17 protein-coding genes are annotated in these 17,909 nt (G+C 65.0%); 9 read left to right on the forward strand and 8 right to left on the reverse strand.

The window, feature by feature from the left end:
- Positions 1–7: 7 nt before the first annotated feature.
- The 3 genes from AAHM40_RS15330 to greB are packed head-to-tail and all read left to right on the forward strand — an operon-like array spanning position 8 to position 3,727.
- A complete protein-coding gene (locus AAHM40_RS15330; RefSeq protein WP_342245411.1) occupies positions 8–691 on the forward strand; it encodes an ABC transporter ATP-binding protein in 684 nt (227 codons plus the stop codon).
- On the forward strand, positions 691–3,195 hold the full coding sequence (locus AAHM40_RS15335; RefSeq protein ID WP_342245412.1) for an ABC transporter permease: 2,505 nt from the start codon (positions 691–693) through the stop codon (positions 3,193–3,195). The genes AAHM40_RS15330 and AAHM40_RS15335 overlap by 1 nt, the downstream gene beginning before the upstream one ends.
- Before the next feature lie 34 nt (positions 3,196–3,229).
- Positions 3,230–3,727: a transcription elongation factor GreB gene (gene greB / locus AAHM40_RS15340; RefSeq protein WP_342245413.1), complete on the forward strand. Its 498-nt coding sequence runs from the start codon at positions 3,230–3,232 to the stop codon at positions 3,725–3,727.
- Between the two features lie 29 nt (positions 3,728–3,756).
- On the opposite strand, the gene AAHM40_RS15345 is transcribed toward greB, so the two are convergent.
- Positions 3,757–4,065, reverse strand: coding sequence for a class I SAM-dependent methyltransferase (locus AAHM40_RS15345; protein WP_280285480.1), 309 nt, complete (start codon positions 4,063–4,065; stop codon positions 3,757–3,759).
- A gap of 197 nt (positions 4,066–4,262) precedes the next feature.
- On the opposite strand from AAHM40_RS15345, the gene thpR reads away from it, so the two are divergent.
- From thpR to AAHM40_RS15360, 3 genes are all read left to right on the forward strand, one after another.
- Complete coding sequence (thpR, locus tag AAHM40_RS15350) at positions 4,263–4,793, forward strand: RNA 2',3'-cyclic phosphodiesterase (RefSeq protein WP_342245414.1); 531 nt, start codon at positions 4,263–4,265, stop codon at positions 4,791–4,793.
- A gap of 211 nt (positions 4,794–5,004) precedes the next feature.
- A complete protein-coding gene (locus AAHM40_RS15355) occupies positions 5,005–5,949 on the forward strand; it encodes a triacylglycerol lipase (RefSeq protein ID WP_342245415.1) in 945 nt (314 codons plus the stop codon).
- Positions 5,950–6,004: 55 nt separating this feature from the next.
- Entirely contained in the window at positions 6,005–7,042 is a 1,038-nt protein-coding gene (locus AAHM40_RS15360) for a lipase secretion chaperone (RefSeq protein ID WP_342245416.1), read from the forward strand.
- 44 nt (positions 7,043–7,086) lie between these two features.
- Here the strand turns inward: AAHM40_RS15360 and AAHM40_RS15365 are convergent, their stop codons facing one another.
- Together AAHM40_RS15365 and AAHM40_RS15370 are read right to left on the reverse strand one after the other, a co-directional pair.
- Entirely contained in the window at positions 7,087–7,521 is a 435-nt protein-coding gene (locus tag AAHM40_RS15365) for a DoxX family protein (RefSeq protein WP_342245417.1), read from the reverse strand.
- Between the two features lie 101 nt (positions 7,522–7,622).
- Complete coding sequence (locus AAHM40_RS15370) at positions 7,623–9,044, reverse strand: transglycosylase SLT domain-containing protein (protein ID WP_342245418.1); 1,422 nt, start codon at positions 9,042–9,044, stop codon at positions 7,623–7,625.
- A 234-nt stretch (positions 9,045–9,278) separates the two neighbouring features.
- Here AAHM40_RS15370 and AAHM40_RS15375 point away from each other — a divergent pair, with 234 nt between their 5' ends.
- From AAHM40_RS15375 to AAHM40_RS15385, 3 genes are all read left to right on the forward strand, one after another.
- Complete coding sequence (locus AAHM40_RS15375; protein WP_342245419.1) at positions 9,279–10,085, forward strand: TatD family hydrolase; 807 nt, start codon at positions 9,279–9,281, stop codon at positions 10,083–10,085.
- A gap of 106 nt (positions 10,086–10,191) precedes the next feature.
- Positions 10,192–11,673, forward strand: coding sequence for a methyl-accepting chemotaxis protein (locus tag AAHM40_RS15380; protein WP_342245420.1), 1,482 nt, complete (start codon positions 10,192–10,194; stop codon positions 11,671–11,673).
- Positions 11,674–11,768: 95 nt separating this feature from the next.
- On the forward strand, positions 11,769–12,125 hold the full coding sequence (locus AAHM40_RS15385) for an Mpo1-like protein (RefSeq protein ID WP_028627299.1): 357 nt from the start codon (positions 11,769–11,771) through the stop codon (positions 12,123–12,125).
- A 144-nt stretch (positions 12,126–12,269) separates the two neighbouring features.
- Here AAHM40_RS15385 and AAHM40_RS15390 read toward each other — a convergent pair whose 3' ends face one another.
- From AAHM40_RS15390 to AAHM40_RS15410, 5 genes are all read right to left on the reverse strand, one after another.
- Positions 12,270–13,067: an acyl-CoA thioesterase gene (locus AAHM40_RS15390; protein ID WP_342245421.1), complete on the reverse strand. Its 798-nt coding sequence runs from the start codon at positions 13,065–13,067 to the stop codon at positions 12,270–12,272.
- 117 nt (positions 13,068–13,184) lie between these two features.
- On the reverse strand, positions 13,185–13,946 hold the full coding sequence (locus AAHM40_RS15395) for a CHAD domain-containing protein (protein WP_342245422.1): 762 nt from the start codon (positions 13,944–13,946) through the stop codon (positions 13,185–13,187).
- A gap of 56 nt (positions 13,947–14,002) precedes the next feature.
- Positions 14,003–15,991 (reverse strand): transglutaminase TgpA family protein, encoded by a 1,989-nt coding sequence (locus tag AAHM40_RS15400; protein ID WP_342245423.1) that lies wholly within the window; start codon positions 15,989–15,991, stop codon positions 14,003–14,005.
- Positions 15,988–16,935: a DUF58 domain-containing protein gene (locus AAHM40_RS15405; protein WP_342245424.1), complete on the reverse strand. Its 948-nt coding sequence runs from the start codon at positions 16,933–16,935 to the stop codon at positions 15,988–15,990. The genes AAHM40_RS15400 and AAHM40_RS15405 overlap by 4 nt, the downstream gene beginning before the upstream one ends.
- Positions 16,935–17,852, reverse strand: coding sequence for an AAA family ATPase (locus AAHM40_RS15410; RefSeq protein ID WP_280285467.1), 918 nt, complete (start codon positions 17,850–17,852; stop codon positions 16,935–16,937). The genes AAHM40_RS15405 and AAHM40_RS15410 overlap by 1 nt, the downstream gene beginning before the upstream one ends.
- Positions 17,853–17,909: the final 57 nt, after the last annotated feature.

The following is a 17,909-nucleotide window of genomic DNA, read 5'->3' on the forward strand; positions in this document are numbered from 1 at the left end:
ATTCTCCATGAGCGCAAGCATTCTTGATGCGCGGAACCTTAGCAAAGTGGTTCCCAGCGCGGAAGGCGAGCTGATCATCCTTCACGACCTCTCCCTCGACCTCGGCAAGGGCGACAGTCTGGCCATCGTCGGCAGCTCCGGCTCTGGCAAATCCACCCTGCTTGGCCTGCTGGCCGGGCTCGACCTGCCCAGTGCCGGCGAAGTGCACCTGGCCGGCCGCGCCCTGTCGAGCCTGGACGAAGACCAACGTGCGCGGGTTCGCGCAGAACATGTCGGCTTCGTGTTCCAGTCGTTCCAGTTGCTGGACAACCTCAACGCTCTGGAAAACGTCATGCTCCCGCTGGAGCTGGAAGGTCACCGGGATGCACGCGCACGCGCACGCCAGCTGCTGGAGCGGGTCGGCCTTGGCCAGCGACTCAGCCACTATCCGCGCCAGCTTTCCGGTGGCGAACAGCAACGAGTCGCCATTGCTCGCGCCTTTGCCGCCGAGCCCGATGTACTCTTCGCCGACGAGCCCACCGGCAACCTCGACAGCCATACCGGCGAACGCATCAGCGACTTGCTCTTCCAGCTCAACCAGGAGCGCGGCACCACCCTGGTACTGGTGACTCATGACGAGCGTCTGGCCCATCGTTGCCGTCGCCTGATCCGCCTCGAAGGCGGACGCCTGGTCGAGCAGGTGGAGCCCTGATGCGACGACTGCCGTTCGCTCGCCTGCTGGCAATGGCCGCACGCCAGCTGTGGCGCGATGCCCACAGCGGCGAGCTACGAGTGCTGTTCTTCTCCCTGCTGGTCGCGGTCGCCGCCAGCAGTGCCATCGGCTACTTCAGTGCCCGCCTCAACGCCGCCATGCTGCTACGCGCAACTGAGTTCCTCGGTGCCGACTTGCTGCTCAGCGGCTCATCCCCCGCCAAGGCCGAACAGGTTGAAAGCGGCCTGCAGCTAGGCCTGAGGCACGCCCGCGCGGTGGAGTTCTCCAGCGTGATCGCCGCTGACGACGGGATCCAGCTATCCAGCGTCAAGGCCGTCGACCCGGCCTATCCATTGCGCGGGGAGCTGAAGAGCGCGGCGCAGCCCTATGGCGAAGAAACGACTGGCAGCGGCCCCGAACCTGGCGAAGCGTGGGCCGAGGCACGCTTGTTCGCCACCCTGAATCTCAAGCCCGGCGATAGTATCGACGTCGGACAGAAGTCCCTGCGCCTGACGCGGGTGCTGACCTACGAGCCGGATCGCGCCGGCGACTTCTACAGTCTCACCCCACGGGTGCTGATCAGCCTGGACGACCTCGAAGCGACCGGTGTAGTACAGCCCGGCAGCCGCGTACGCTATCGCGAACTCTGGAGTGGCCCTAATGAACTCCTGAGTCGTTACCGGACTGCCATTGAACCCGGCCTGGAGGCCAACCAGCGGCTGGAAGACGCTCGCCAGGGCAACCGCCAGATCGGCGGCGCTCTTGGCCGTGCCGAGCGCTACCTGAACCTGGCCAGTCTCGCTGCCGTATTGCTCGCCGGGGTTGCCGTAGCCCTGTCCGCCGCTCGCTTCGCCGCGCGCCGCTATGACGCCAGCGCACTGCTGCGCTGCCTTGGATTGTCTCGCCTTGAAGCCCTTCTTCTATTCGGCCTGCAGCTGGCATTACTGGGCCTGCTTGCCAGTGCTCTGGGCGCCGTGTTCGGCTGGCTTGCGCAAGCGATGCTGTTCAAACTGCTGGGCGGGTTACTACCAGCAGTGATTCCCTCCGGCGGCATGGTGCCAGCGCTGGCGGGAGTCGCCACCGGACTGCTTGCCCTGGCCGGCTTCGCCCTGCCGCCACTGGCTGCACTGGGCCGTGTTCCACCACTACGGGTTCTGCGCCGCGACCTGCTGCCGCTACCCCCCAGCGCCTGGCTCATATACGGTGCCGCACTTCTAGCCCTCGGCCTGATCATGTGGCGCCTGAGCCTCGACCTGAAACTCACGCTCGCCCTGCTCGGCGGCGGCCTGGTCGCAGCCCTGCTGCTGGGCGGCGCGCTACTGGCTGGACTGAAAGGACTGCGCCGACTCCTGGCCAGTGCGACCCTGCCCTGGCGCCTGGGCATCGGCCAACTGCTGCGCCACCCCCTGGCGGCAGCCGGACAGTCCCTGGCATTCGGCCTGATCCTGTTGGCCATGGCGTTGATTGCACTGCTGCGCGGCGAATTGCTGGACACCTGGCAAAACCAGCTACCGGAGAACGCGCCTAACCATTTCGCCCTTAATGTCCTGCCCGCCGAAAAGGAAGCCTTCGCCAACCGCCTTGCCAGCCTCTCGCCCCACCCCACACCACTCTACCCGGTGGTACCTGGCCGCCTCACCGCCATCAATGGCGAAGCTGTACGCAAGCTCGTCAGCAAGGAATCCCAGGGCGAACGTGCTGTGCAGCGTGACCTCAGCCTGACCTGGTCGGCCCAGCTGCCGAGTGATAACCGGCTGGTGGCGGGTCACTGGTGGACTGACCTGCCGAAAACCGCGTTGCCGGGCGTATCGGTGGAAGCCAAGCTCGCCGAAAGCCTTGGGCTAAAGCTTGGCGACCGCCTCAGTTTCAGCGTGGGCGGCCTGCAGCGAGATGCCCAGGTGACAAGCCTGCGCGAGGTGGACTGGGACAATTTCCAGCCGAACTTCTACATGATCTTCGCCCCGGACACCCTTTCCGACCTCCCCGTCACCTACCTCACCAGCTTCTACCTGCCCCCGCGCCACGACCGCGAGCTGGTGGAGCTGTCTCGCGCCTTCCCCGCCGTCACCCTGCTGCAGGTGGAAGCCATCCTGGCGCAGTTGCGTAGCATCCTGGCCCAGGTCACCCTGGCAGTGGAGTTCGTGCTGCTCTTCGTCCTCGCCGCAGGTCTTGCCGTGCTGTTCGCAGGGCTGCAATCCACGCTGGACGAGCGCATCCGCCAAGGCGCCTTGCTCCGCGCGCTCGGCGCCGAACGGCAGCTCTTGCTGAAGGCACGGCGTGCGGAGTTTGCGCTGCTTGGTGCCTGCAGTGGCCTGCTCGCGGCCCTCGGCTGCGAACTGGTCAGCGCCCTGCTCTACCGCTTCGCCTTTGACTTGCACTGGCAGCCCCACCCCTGGCTGCTCTTGCTGCCATTGCTGGGCGCCCTGCTGGTCGGTACCGCTGGCGTGATCGGCACGCGCCGCGCACTCAACGCCAGCCCACTGACGGTCCTGCGCGAAGCTTGATAGGCTTTGCCTCCCGAATTCCTGCAGGACCGCCATGAGCCGTTATCGCCCACCCCGCAACGCCGGTACACCCTTGATCACCCCGGAAGGCGAAGCTCGCCTGCGCGCGGAGCTCCATGAGCTGTGGCACGTACGCCGGCCCAAGGTCACCCAGGCCGTGAGCGAAGCGGCTGCCCAGGGAGACCGGTCGGAGAACGCCGAGTACACCTACGGCAAGAAGATGCTGCGAGAGATCGACAGCCGTGTGCGCTTCCTGACCAAGCGCCTGGAAAGCCTCAAGGTGGTGCGCGAACGTCCGGCCGACCCCGGCAAGGTCTACTTCGGTGCCTGGGTGACCCTGGAAGACGATGATGGCGAGCAAGCCCGCTACCGCATCGTCGGGCCCGACGAATTCGACCTGAAGCAGAACCAAATCAGCATCGACTCCCCCTTGGCACGCGCCTTGGTGGGCAAGGCGCTGGACGCCGAAGTGCGAGTCAACGCCCCGACGGGGGAAAAGACCTGGTACGTGGTCGAGATCGATTATCCGTAGAGCGCCGTGACGGGGTAATCCGCCACGAATCAACGACGAGTAATGAGCCCCTGCCGCGCCACCCGCACCAGCTGACTGAGCGCTTCTGGCAACTCCTCCGCCGAAGGCGCCTGGATCACGGCCATGTCAAAGCTGTCGGACGAGAAACGGGCGAGCGACTCGCCTTCGCGGACGAACTGAATGAGGAAGTTGCGCGGGCGACCCCAGCGCTGGGGCCAACCTTCGAGATAACGCAGGAGTGTCGGCTGGTGGGAACCGCCGAGCAGTATTCGGGGATTGCGCAATACCAGCCCAGTGGTGATCGGGGCTAGTCGGAGCAGCGGTTGGGGACAGGTCATGGTGTCATGTCTCCGCCTCATTGGATCCCGCTGGGCAGCGGTGAGAGGCGACACCGAACCAGCGCTTTAGCGGTATTTCGAAGCCTCTGAAGACTTCCGCGCCCCGCAAGTAGCTGACTAAATCGGCGCATGGGGCGACATCCTAGAGAAGCCCGCGCAATACTGTCAAGGCGACCACTTCGCCCTGCGAGACGCCCATGAGCACCCCGCCGCTGCGCCTGTTCTTCGCTATTCCCTGCTGCCCGCAACTGGCCCGCGACATCAGCGATTGGCGCGCCCGGAATCCCATCGATGGCAAGTCCGTGGCGCCCGAGAACCTGCACATGACCCTTGCCTTCCTCGGCTCGCAACCCCGAGGCCAGGTGGCGTCACTGGAGGCATTGGCCGCGAGTCTGACGCCCACGGCGTTCACCCTGCAGCTGGATCGCCTGGCGCGCTGGAAGAACGGCTTGCTGTACCTGGCACCGAGCAGGACGCCAATCGCCCTGACCGACCTGGAGCACAGTCTGCGTGAAACATTGCTGAGTGCAGGCTTCAACCTGGAGACACGCCCGTTCAAACCCCATCTGACCCTGGCCCGCCACTGCCCGAGACTGCCCTCCGCACCCACCCCAACCTTCGATTGGCCGGCCACCGAATTCACCCTCTATGCCTCGGAAAACAGCGCCAGGGGCACCCGCTATCACGCCATCGGACAATGGCCGTTGCGGCCTCCGACCCCAGCCTGACGTTTCGCCCCGTAACAGGAAACTGGCCGACATCATTGGGTGAACGGATGTAAACATCTGCAAAAACCCCAATCCAGAGCACTTATCCGCATCTCGCGCCCACTGGCATGGTTTCTGCCATCCGCCCTGTTCGAAGTGCACGCCCAGGATGGGCGTGGCCACGCCACGGAATGCAGTCCGGCCCTCCCACGAACAACAGTCGAGAGCACACATGAAGAAGAACAAGACCCTGCTCGCCCTATGCCTTGCCGCTGGTCTCGCCGCCTCCGGACAGGCCCAGGCCCTCTGGTTCGGCTCCAGCGGTTATACCCAGACCCGCTACCCGATCGTCCTCACCCACGGCATGCTCGGATTCGACAGCATCCTCGGCGTCGACTACTGGTACGGCGTTCCCTCCGCACTGCGCCGCGACGGCGCCCGCGTCTACGTCACCGAAGTCAGCCAGCTGAACACCACCGAAGCACGCGGCGAAGAGCTGCTCGAGCAGGTAGAAGAAATCGTCGCTATCAGCGGCAGCCCCAAAGTCAACCTGATCGGTCACAGCCATGGCGGCCCGACCATTCGCTACGTGGCTGCCGCACGCCCTGACCTGGTCGCCTCCGCCACGAGCGTCGGCGCGCCACACAAGGGTTCGGCCACCGCCGACTTCATCCGCAACGTGCCGCCAGGCTCTGCCGGCGAAGCATTGCTGGCCGGCATCGTCAACGGACTGGGTGCGCTGATCAACTTCCTCTCCGGCAGCAGCAGCGACCTCCAGCAGAACGCCCTCGGCGCGCTGGCGTCACTCAACAGCCAAGGTGCAGCCGCCTTCAACGCACGATTCCCGCAGGGCCTGCCCGCCACGACCTGTGGCGAAGGTGCCTACCAGGTCAATGGCGTGCGCTACTACTCCTGGAGTGGAACCAGCCCGTTGACCAACGTTCTGGATGTCAGTGATGCCTTGCTCGGTGCCAGTTCCCTGACCTTCAACGGCGAAGCCAACGACGGCCTCGTGGGACGCTGCAGCTCGCACCTGGGCAAAGTCATCCGCGACAACTACCGGATGAACCACCTGGACGAGGTCAACCAGACGCTTGGGCTGACCAGCCTGTTCGAAACCGATCCGGTCACCGTCTATCGTCAACAGGCCAACCGGCTGAAGAACGACGGGCTCTGAGCCCATTCCGCGGGGTCTTCGGGCCCCGCACTTGCCCAGCCTGCCGAGAGCCCCAGTGAAAAAATTCCTCCTGCTGCTTCCCATCGCCTTTGCCGGCGCCTTGGCCATCCTGCTGCAATGGGGCGGCAATCCGGCCCCAGCGGCCTTCAGCGTCACCCCGCCACGCAAAACTGCCACCACACCAACCACACTGGCGGTGGCACCCACCACCGTCCTCGCTCCAGACAGTCCCCCTATGGCGGTGCCCAGCAAGAAAGCCATGCCTGCGTCGCTGGCCGGAACAGGCGTGGATGGCCGCTTCCATGTCGATGCCGCAGGCAACCTGCTCGTCACTGAGGACATCCGGCGCATCTTCGATTACTTCCTCAGCACCCAGGGAGAAGAGCCCCTGAGCGGCAGCATCCAGCGCCTGCGGGGTCATATCACCGAGCAACTGGACGCACCGGCCGAGAGCCAGGCACTGGCATTGCTCGACCAGTACCTCGATTACAAGCGCCAACTGGTGCAACTGGAGCGCGAACTGCCGCTGCTCGCCGACCTCACGGCCCTGCGTCAGCGGGAAGCGGCGGTACAGGCACTGCGGGCAAGGATCTTCAGCGCTGATGCTCATCAGGCATTCTTCGCCAACGAAGAAGCCTACAACGGCTTTACGCTGCAGCGCCTGGCCATTCAGCGGGATACCGCCCTGGACCCTGCGGGCAAGGCTGCGGCCATTGACCAATTGCGCAGCACTCTGCCCGAGGCACTGCAGGCCATGGCTGCCAGCCAGCTCCAGGCGGAACTCCGCGCCCAGGTGGGTGCGCTTCAGGCCGCAGGCGGCAGCCCCGAGCAGGTTCGCCAACTGCGCCAGCAATTGGTCGGCGCCGAGGCCACGGCCAGGCTGGAAACCCTGGATCAACAGCGTCTGCAATGGCAGCAGCGATTGCAGGCCTACCTGAAGGAAAAAACGCGTATCGAGGCCAGCGAGGGCCTCAGTGCGGGCGATAAGGCTGCGGCCATCAGCCGCCTGGAAGAAGAAGGATTCAATCCGCAGGAGCGTTTGCGCCTCCAGGCCGCGGTCGAACTGGCGGCGGCACGGAAAAAGCAGCCCTGAAACGCAGAGAGGCCCGCCGAAGCGGGCCTCTTTCATTACCTGGTTCAGTTGGCCAGGTTGCGATCCAGGGACATCTTGCCGGCACCTTCGATCAGCAGGGTACCGCTGATCAGGGCGAGGATCATGGCGTATTCGAAACCACCGTTGGTGATGAAGAAGCCGCTGGCCCAGTGCACGCTGAACACGGCCACCACCATCGCGACGACCAGTGCGGCTGCGGCCGGACGCACCAGCAAGCCGATCACGAGGGCCAGGCCACCGAAGAACTCCGCACTTCCAGCCATCAGGGCCATGAGGTAGCCGGGAGTCAGGCCGATGCTTTCCATCCACTGCCCGGTACCCGCCAGGCCATAACCGCCAAACATGCCAAAGAGCTTCTGTGCGCCATGAGCCATGAAGGTCAGACCGGTAATGATCCGCAGCAAGGTGATGCCATAACCGGCGTTGGTGGCGAGGATGGGTTTGATCGGGTTGCTCATCGAGGTGTTCCTTGTGTTGTGGGAGTCGATGAACACAAGCTTAGTAGAATTATTTGATATTAAAATCGCAAATTTCTCAGCGCAATAATCGATTAATTCGATTATTTACGCGTCTTACCGGCCTTTTTCGAAGGCTCCAGTAGATAACGCTCGCGGTCGTACGCCAGGTAGTACTTGTTCACGCTGTTGACGTAGTTCACGACACCCATACCCGCTTGCTCACCGGCGATGCGCTCCACCTGGAAGAACCACTGGTTCGAGTTCAGACCACGGCGCCTGGCCTCTGCACGCATCGCCTGGACCCGCTGCGGACCAAGGTTGTAGGCAGCGAGGACAAAGGCCATTCGCTCGCGCTCGTCGAGTTGGGCGCTGGCGAAGAAGTTACGGCGCAGCATGGCCAGATACTTGGCCGACGCCTGCACATTGTTATCGAGCTTCTGGATATTCCCCACACCGACGCTGCGCGCCGCGCCAGGGGTTATCTGCATGAGCCCGGTGGCGCCGCTGGCGCCCTTGGCGGAGGGGTTAAGGCTGGACTCCTTATAGGCAAGCGCGGCCAGGCTGAGCCAATCGAAGTCATGCTGGTCCGCGTAGCGCTGCAACACCGGGCGCACCCGTTCAAGGCGTTGGCGTTCGTTACGCGCCAGGGGGTTATGCACCCTGTACACGCGCCGATACACGCGCTGGAAAGCCGCATCCTGGTCATCCGGCGCCCGGTACTCGGCCAGGAATCGGTTGACACTGGCTCGCAGTGTCGGAGCATCCCGGCGGACGAACCAGGTCATGTCTCCCTGTCGGTCCAGCACCAGGTGCCTGTCGAGGCGCAGCTTGGGCATCACCTTGGCCCACCGCTCGGCGATCGGTTGCTCCACCGCGGTCAGCGGAAAAATGCCGGCCTGGACCATCTCCAGCACATCCTCCACCGCCAGGGTCGGATCGACCCACTCAACAACGATGGGCGCCAGATTACGCCTGGCAAGCGTCTCGTTCACCTGGCGCAACGCCTCGCCCGCGGCACTGCCCACGGGCAGCGCGATGCTACGGCCGGACAACTGCTCCAGGCGCTGATAACGGCGCTGTCCCTGGCGGCTGACCAGCACCAGCGGCACATCCTTGCGCAGTGGCGCACTGGCACTGACATTGGCGCCAACTCCCTGGTTGATCAGTTCTCCCGGTGCCACCAGATCGCCCTCGCCTCGCTGTAGCGCAGCAAGCAACTGGTCCTTGGACCTGGGCAAGATCTTCAGCTTGATTTCACGCCCGTCGCGGGCGTTGCGGTTGAGAAACTGCTCGAAAGCACGGATGCGGTGGTATTCGATGCCGACCGATTCGCCCTTGACCTCACCGGAGCTGTTGCGGCTCTGGTTCACCAACACTTTGAGCACGCCGGTGCGGCGGATCTGTGCCAGGTCCCGTGCTTCGGCCGGCTGCTGCCAGACTTCCGGCGGCCCTGCCAGGCGCGCGCTCGCCGGATAGGGCAGCAGCGCCAGCAAGCAGAGCAGGAACAGCAGCGGTCGCGTCATCGATTCTCCAGGGACTGGGCGGGGTGTCAGCGCGCGCCCGAACGTGTAGAGCTGCTGCGCCGCGAATCCTTGGCTGGCGAGCGAGGGGCGCGGAGAGTGTCACAGCTTCGCGCTCGATGCCAGTCAAAGCGTGGTATCGACTTCAACATATGCCGCCAAGTTCCTGTAAAGATTGGTTTTTTTAGAATTATTTCGAGCTTTGTTATGCTGCCTGCTCCAACCTGAGGTAGCACCATGCAACTCATCGACATCGGCGTCAATCTGACCCACCCCAGCCTCGCCCGCGACGTCCGGGCCCTGCTGGAGCGCGCCCGGGAAGCCGGCGTCTGTCAACTGGTGCTGACCGGCACCAGCCTCGAAGATAGCGAGAAGGCCCTGCTGGCCGCCGAGCAACTGGATGAAAGCGGCCTGCGCTTGTTCAGTACCGCCGGTGTGCATCCCCACGAAGCGAGTGACTGGAACAGCGATAGCCAACGGCAACTTCGCGCGCTGCTGGGTGAAGCGCGGGTACGTGCAGTCGGCGAATGCGGCCTGGACTTCAACCGCGATTTCTCACCACGTCCGCAGCAGGAGAAAGCCCTGGAAGAGCAATTGGCCCTGGCCGTCGAACTGGGCAAGCCGGTGTTCCTCCACGAACGCGACGCCGACGAACGCCTGCTGGCCATCGTGCGGGAGTTCCGCGACCGGTTGACCGCCGCCGTGGTGCATTGCTTCACCGGCGAGAAGCGCGCCCTCTACGGCTACCTCGACCTCGACCTGCACATCGGCATTACCGGCTGGATCTGCGACGAACGCCGTGGCACTCACCTGCACCCCCTGGTGCGCGACATTCCCCGTGGCCGCCTGATGCTCGAAAGCGACGCTCCTTACCTGCTGCCTCGCTCCCTGCGACCCAAGCCCAAGCACGGCCACAACGAACCGGCCTTCCTCACCGAAGTGCTGCGAGAGGTCGCCCTGCACCGTGGCGAAAGCCCGGAAGAACTCGCCCTTCACACCACCGCATGCGCGCGCGCTTTCTTCGGGCTGCCGGCCACCGACTGAGCGACTCGACCCCGTTTCCTGTTGATTCGGATCAACTCCGGTAGGAAATTTCTGTCGGAAAATACTGGCACCTTGCCAACACCGTCCGAGTCATAAGAAGAACATCATGGGTACCTGGATTCGCGATATTTCCCTGAAGTACAAGTTCTGGGCCGTCAACGCGGTCGCCTTCTTCACCACCCTGCTGTTGGTCTTGCACGCGCTCTTCCTGGAGCAGCAGGGTCGTGCCGAAGATGCCCGTGCCGCCGCCGCGACCCAAGCGCAGTTGCTCAAGTCCTGGCCCGCCGACCAGCCCCTTCCCGCTTTGCCCCGGATCATCACATTCAACCCTGGCAGCGCTCCCCAATTGCCCGGCGGCCACGCCCTGGCCAGGGCCAATGGCTGGGTGGCACTGAAGCACGACAACCTGCTCGGCAGTGATCCCACCACAGGCGCCCTGGTGTTCGACCGCCCCGACGGCCAACGTGTCGCGGTGCTGGCCAGCAGCCCGAGCCTGATCCAGCTGTTTGGTGATCGCGCTATCGAGTATGCGATTTCTGTGTTCCTGCTGATGGTCGCCTTGCTGGCGGCATCGCAGCTGTTGATCCGATTCCTGCTCAGCCACCTGAACACCCTCAAGGACGTGATGCTCGACGTCGAGCGCAGCGGCGACCTCTCTGCCCGCGTGCCGCTCGACAGTCGTGACGAGGTAGGCCAGATGGCCAGCGCCTTCAACGCCATGCAGGCGGGCTACGAACGCGTGGTCAGCACCGTGGCCCAGGCCGTCGCCCGCCTTGACGAGGGGGCCGCACGTCTGGCCAACAGCATGGGTGAGGTCCGTCAGGGGATGCTCGGCCAGCAGAGCGAAACCGATCAGGCGGCCACCGCCATCAACGAGATGTCCGCCACCGTCCACCACATCGCCCAGCATGCCGCGGACACCCGCGACCAGTCGCAAAATGCCGACCAGTTGGCCGGTGCCGGGCAGTTGGTGGTGGAACGCGTCGAGTACTCCATCGCCGGGCTTTCTTCCGGCGTACAGCAGACCGCCGAAACCATCCAGCGCCTCGCCGAGGACAGCCAGAAGATCAGCGGCGTGGTCAACGTCATCCACGGCATCGCCGAGCAGACCAACCTGCTGGCACTGAACGCAGCCATCGAGGCCGCTCGCGCCGGGGAAATGGGCCGTGGCTTCGCCGTGGTGGCGGACGAGGTTCGCAACCTGGCCAAGCGCGTACAGGACTCCACTGACGAGATCACCAGCATGATCAGCACGCTCCAGGCCGGTACGCGCGACGCGGTGGAGTTCATGCGAGAAAGCTCGATCAAGGCCGATGATTGCGTGCAGGCCGCCCATGAAGCCGGTGCGGCCCTGGCGGCCATCACTGGCGCGGTAGCGCAGATGCGCCAGAGCAACACGCAGATCGCCGTGGCGGCCGAGCAACAGAGCCAGGTGGCCGAAGAAATGACCCGCGCGGTGGTGGGTATTCGCGACGTCACCGAACTCACCGTCAGCCAGACCGTGGAATCCGCCGCCACCAGCAATGAGCTGGCGGGGCTGGCCAGCGAGCTATCCCAGGCTATACGCCGGCTCAAACTGCGCGCCTGACGACCCGCAGCGGCCTATCTGCTCCATAGGAAGAAGGCATTCGCCGGCTCGCAAGGGCCGGACTATGCTGCCGACATTCCCTCAAGGAGCCGGTCATGGGCAAACGACTTCCCAATCTGCATGCGTGGCAATGGCGGACCTACGCCGACAACCACCAGCATCCTGCCAACCTGATCCTGCATGTGATTGCCGTGCCGTTGTTCATCGTCGCGGCGATCACCCTGGTCTATGGTTTGTTCAGCTTCAGCTTCCGGCCATTCGTGCTGGGGATCATCGGCATCATTGCCTCCCTGGCCCTGCAGGGGCGCGGGCACAAGCTCGAAGGGGTGCAACCAGAGCCCTTCAGCGACCGCAAGGACGCCATAGGCCGGCTGCTGGTGGAGCAGTTCGTCACCTTTCCGCGCTTCCTGCTCAGTGGCCAGTGGTGGCGCAACTGGCGCAAGAAGCGCTGAAACCGGAGCATGGTAGTTCGTTGGATCGGTGGAGCTAGCGATTCCCGTCTATCAGTACTGATGGGTATCGCTTCGCTCAACGCCATCCTATGGATACCGGATGACGGCAGTTCCAGCCAAGGCGTTCGTGCCATGGCCGGGTGCTCAGCTGAACACCACCACTGTCTGCCGACTCATGGCCACCAGTTCGCCGTCCGGCGCCCACAAGGCCGCCGCAGCGTGGCCGTAACCATCGCGGGCATGTTCGATGCGCGCGCGGTATTTGCACCAGTCGTGGGTATCCAGCTTCGGTAGTGGCTGCACGAATTCGATGGTCCAGGTCAGAGTGCTGCCCGGTGCGGGCTCCGGCAGGTGCGGCACGGTAGCCGGCGGCCAGGCATCCACCAGGGCCAGCAGGTGGGCCTCAGCAATCGGTTCACGCGCCACGTCTCCACGGAAACGCACCCAGCCACCCATGTCACGCTCGCGACTGTTGGAGAATGGCATGCCGCCAATGGACCAGCGCATGGCCAGATTGCGGGTGAACTCCGGGGTAACGCCCGGGATGAAGGGCAGTTCGAAGCAGTCGGCAGCCGGTTTCATCTCGGGAGCGGGTTCAGCATCCATGTGCACCACCGACTGGCGCGACCCACCGAAACTGCCTTGCACCAGCGCTACGACCTGCCCCTTCTGCACCACGCGGCAGAACACCTGGCTCACCGCTTTCCCCTCGCGCAACAACTCGGCCTCGAAACTGGCCGGTACTTCGGGCTCCAGGGGACCGACAAAGGTGGTGGCCAGGGAACGCACCGGGCGGCCCGGCTCGACCTTCGCCTGCATGGCGTCGAAGGCCAGTGCAGCGACCACGCCACCGAAAACCGCCCGCCCCTGCCCCCAGGTCGCAGGCACTACCACGCGGCTCGGATTGCTGCGAGCCGCCTGGATCAATTCGGAAAAGTTCATCAGAAATCCCTGTAGTGAAACGCCCAAGCGGCGATCTTAGGGCATTGCCTCTCCGGCTCGAAAGCCGCGCCGCAAGGCAGCCACGCCAACACCAAGGGGAGATCGGCCAAGGTCGGGTCAGACGAGGCGCCGCAAGAGCTTTTCCAGCACCCGGTCCGAGCGAACTTCCGCCGCATGCAGCGCCAATTGCCAGGCGCGAATTCGCGGTCGCAGGTCCGGCTCCTGCTCCGCACGGGCCAGCCACTGGACATGGTCGTGCCACTTGCCCAGCGCGGACTGCGCCCCCACCAGCAGACGCCGGGCCTTGGGAGATAGCTCGACGACTCCCGGGTAAGCGTCCAACCCATAGCGCAGGCGCTTGATCAGCAGACGCAGGCGATGCCGATCATGCGAGGGGTCGCGCAGCCCGTCTTCGAGCCGGCGCCGACACTTGGCAAGGAACTTTTCGATTGCCTTGCGCCCGCCCTTCAGCAGCCCTTCGCGATCACACACCCGCATCAGATGCGGCCAGGCGTCGAGCACCTGAAACAAGCGCGACAGTTCCGGCGCCAGGAGGAACTGCGCATAGCCCGTGCGCCGCGCTTGCTCGCGATCCTGCGTCAGTCGGTCCAGGCCGTGACTGCGTAATTCGACGATCAATACTTCCAGGTCCCGCAGCGGGCCGCTCAGCGCTGCCACGTCAGCCGCAGCCTGACTAAGCACATCCGCTGCGGGCAGCCCACGAAACGGACGCAGCAAGCTGCGCAGGCGCCTGGTCGCTACTCGCAGGTCGTGCAGGGCCTCGTCATCCGTCCGGGCTGCCAGGCGTTCGACGCAGGCGTTCAGACGAATCTCAAGACCAATCACCTGAGCAATCAGATCGTCCAGCGAACTGGCCATGTTCAGTCTCTCCAGATATCAGGCCCATACACGGGCGCGGCACTATTGAGCATGGATCATCCGCGCACTCCCCGCAGGCGCCAGGGCAACCCCTTACGTAGGGCACGCAGGGGCCTGGCCGAGTCGAGCCCCTGGCGACTGCCATAGCGGCTGGCTTCGAAGGCCGCAAGGAAAGCCCGGATTAACGCCGCCTGCCGGGGCAGCTCGCGAGTCGCACGCTCAGCGAAGGCCCGCGGTCCTTCCCCCTTGCCGCGCACCACGCCATGGCGCGCCAGGAGCCGCTCGAAAACCTGGAACTGGCGCAATTGCGGGTCGCGCTCTCGCCGCCAGGGGGCAAATAGAAACAGTGCCAGTACCGCCATCAGCACCGCGCCGGCCCCCACCAGGCCAACGCCAAGGGCACGCCCGTCCAGGCTGCCGAACCAGCGCCGCACCAGTTCGACCTGGGCTTCGCCCTGATAACCCAGCACCCAGCGCTGCCAGCCGTAATTGAGATTGTCCCAGGCGAGCCGAACCTGGTTCAGCCAGGCCAACTGTCGATAGCGCAAGGGCGACAGGGGTGAGCCCTCGAGGAAGCTCTGTTCCCCCGCCACGGCCTCTTCCAGGCCCCGCTCGATGCGGTTCGGCGCCACCTGGAAGGTCGGGTCGACACTGATCCAGCCACGCCCCGGTAACCAGTACTCCACCCAGGCATGGGCATCGAACTGATGCACCAACACGTAGTTGCCGGCCGGATTGAGCTCGCCTCCCTGGTATCCGGCCACCACCCGCGCGGGAATGCCGGCGGCGCGCAAGACGAAGGTCATGGCGCCTGCGTAGTGGGCGCAGAACCCCCGACGGGTATCGAACAAGAACCCATCGATATTGTCCGCCCCCAGCGGCGGCGGTTTGAGCGTGTAGACATAGGGTTCGCGGTGAAAATGCGCCAGCAGCGCATCCACCAGTTCCTGCGGATCGGTGTGCTGCCGCTTGAGTTCATTCGCCCAGGACCGCGTGCGCGGCTCGCCTTCGGGCGGCAACTGCAGGGCCCGGGTCAATGTTCCGGGATTACCCTCGGGCTCGCGCACCGCCTGAGGCCAGGAAGTGACCTGGTAGAGCAGCGAGCGGTCCACCGGCCGACGCCGTTCCAGACGGAAGTCGGCCGTGGCCCGCACGCCCTCCTCGCTCGTCTCGGCGACATCCAGGCCAAACAGCCAGGGCCGGCCACTGGCTTGCATGACGATGCTGTAGCGCAGCGCTTCACCTTCCTTGCGCCAGTCGGCAGCCGGTGCATGCTGGGCACCCAGGGACTGGGACCAGCGACGCCCATCGAAGCGCTCGAGGGTCAGCGCGCGCCAGTAGAGCTGACTCATCGGCGGCACCGGCCCCTCGAAACTGGCGCGGAAGGCCAGATCGCCGGAGCGGCTGAGTTCTGCGATGTCGGCCGGACTCATGGCATCCGACAAACCCGTGACACCCTTGTCGTTCGGCAGCGGCAGTGACCAGAGCGGCCCCAGCCGCGGAAAGAACAGGAACAGCAGCAGCATCAGTGGCACCGCTTGCAGCAGCAGGCTGCCGGCGGCTTTCAGCGGCACCAGCGGGCGCTCGGCGAAGCGGCTCTGCTGCAGCCCCACCAGGGCGGCCAGCAAGGCACAGAGGGGCAAGAGGCTGTAGAGGGCGGCGAGCATGCCGTCGTTGAACAGGTAGGCAGTAACCTGGGTGAAGAAGCCGAGCAGGATCAGCACCAGGGCGTCGCGCTGGCTGCGCAACTCCAACAACTTGAGGATGAACACCGCCACCAGCAGCACGACGGCCGCCTCCAGCCCCACCAGGGTGCCCCGTGAGAGGAACACGCCCAGGGCCATGGCCAGGATCAGCGCGGCCTTGACCACGCCACTGGGGTACTGCGCACGCATGCGGAAGATCTGGATGCGCCAACCGGCGCAGCCCAGCCACATGGCGATGATCCACAGCGGCAGGTAAGGCAAGTGCGGCAGGATCACCAGCACCTGGGCGACCAGCAGCCAGGTGAGGCTGATGCGGGTGATCGGCAGGCCGGTCTTCATTGCTGCCCCCCGAACAGCGCCAGGGCGCGCAAGCAGGCCTCTCGATGGACCTCACCGGTGTCCGGCGCCAGCTCCTGCCCCCCCAGGCGCAAGCCGAAGGGCTGGCCGCGTGCCGAGAATTGCAACACCCAATGGCAGAGCAGCCCCAGGCGCTGTTCCAGGCCGCCGTCCAGCGGCTCCAGGTCGAGCCAGAGATCACGCCCGGCCAACGCGGCGAAGTCCTTCACGAACAAACCCTGCCCCCGCGAATAGGCCTTCCAGTGCAGACGTCGGCGCGAGTCGCCCGGCTGGTAGGCACGCAGCCCCTGGTAGTCGTCCGCGCCGGCGCCGAGCACATGCTGGCCATCGTCGCCGTCCTCGTCGCCGTGGCCGGGTATCAGCGGCAGATCGCCCACCAGTGGGCGTGGGTAAACCAATAGTGCCTGATCCAGGTCCACCCAGCTCCAGGCCACCAGCAGCCCGAGGGGATAGCGGCTTTCGACGCGCAAGCGCCTGGGCCGCAGCCAGCCGCGGCGCTCGGTCGGCAGGTGCAGCTCCACCCCACAAGCGCCGTCAGCCACTACGTCCTGCACCTGCAGGGGCAAGGGCGGCCAGCCGAGGGCAATGGCCTGGTGTTCGCGACCGCCACTTTCCAGGGTGACGTGAAAATGCGCCTGCTCGCCGAGAAACACCGGCGCACCACCCGCGGCCTTGAGGTTCAGCCCCGACAGGTTGCGAAAGGTGTGCAAGATGGCCACCAGGAACACCGATAGCAGCAGGAAGGTCAGCGCGTAGGCCAGGCTGTTCTGGTAGTTGATCGCCACCAGCAGCATGGGCACCAGGGCCAACCCGAAGGCGGCGCCGGCGCGGGTGGGCAGGATGAAGATCCGTCGCTGATCGAGACGTACCTGACTGGCCGGCGGGATACGCCGGGCCAACCAGCGAGCGACCTGGATTTCCAGCATCAGAGCGCCGGCACTTCGCGCAGCAGCCACTGCACCAGTGCGCCACCACCATGGCCGGAGGGATCGGCACGCTCACGCAGGCGGTGGCCGACCACCGAGGGCAGCACAGCCTGGACATCTTCCGGAATCACGTAGTCGCGCCCCGCCAGCAGCGCCCAGGCACGCGCCGCCGACAGCAGCGCCAGGCTGGCACGTGGTGAAAGGCCCCAGGCGAACTGCGGCTGGCTGCGCGTGGCGTCCACCAGGCGCAATACGTAATCCACCAGTGCGTCGCGCGCCACCACCTTGGGTACTTCCGCCTGGATCAACCCCAGTTCGGCATGTGTGAAGACGGGTTCCAGACGCGGTAACAGCGCGCGACGCGCCTCGCCCTGCAGCAGGGCCTTTTCTGCGGCTCTGGCCGGATAGCCGAGGGAGAGGCGCATGAGGAAGCGATCCAGTTGCGATTCCGGCAGGGCGAAAGTGCCGCCCTGGCTCACCGGGTTCTGGGTGGCAATGACGAAAAAAGGCTCCGGCAGCGGGCGGGTCGCGCCTTCGATGGTCACCTGCCCTTCCTCCATCGCTTCCAGCAAGGCGCTCTGGCTCTTTGGGGTAGCCCGGTTGATCTCGTCTGCCAGCACCAGCTCGGCGAACACCGGGCCGGGATGGAAGACGAACTGGCTGCTGTCCTTGTCGAACACCGAGGTGCCCAGGATGTCGCCGGGCAGAAGGTCCGACGTGAACTGGATGCGCTGAAAGCTCAGCCCCAGCACCTTGGCCAGGGCATGGCCCAGGGTGGTCTTGCCCATGCCGGGCAGGTCTTCGATCAAAAGGTGCCCGCGGGCCAGGAGGCAGGTCAGGGCCAGGCGCACCTGCGCTTCCTTGCCCAGCAGTACCTGGTTGACCGCGTGCAGACAGGCGTCCAGTTTTGTTCGCATTCATCGCTCCCTGTGTAATGCGACGATGCTACTGGCAGGCCGGACAATGGCAAAGCG

The organism is Pseudomonas sp. OTU5201, assembly GCF_038440135.1.
Taxonomy (GTDB): domain Bacteria; phylum Pseudomonadota; class Gammaproteobacteria; order Pseudomonadales; family Pseudomonadaceae; genus Metapseudomonas; species Metapseudomonas resinovorans.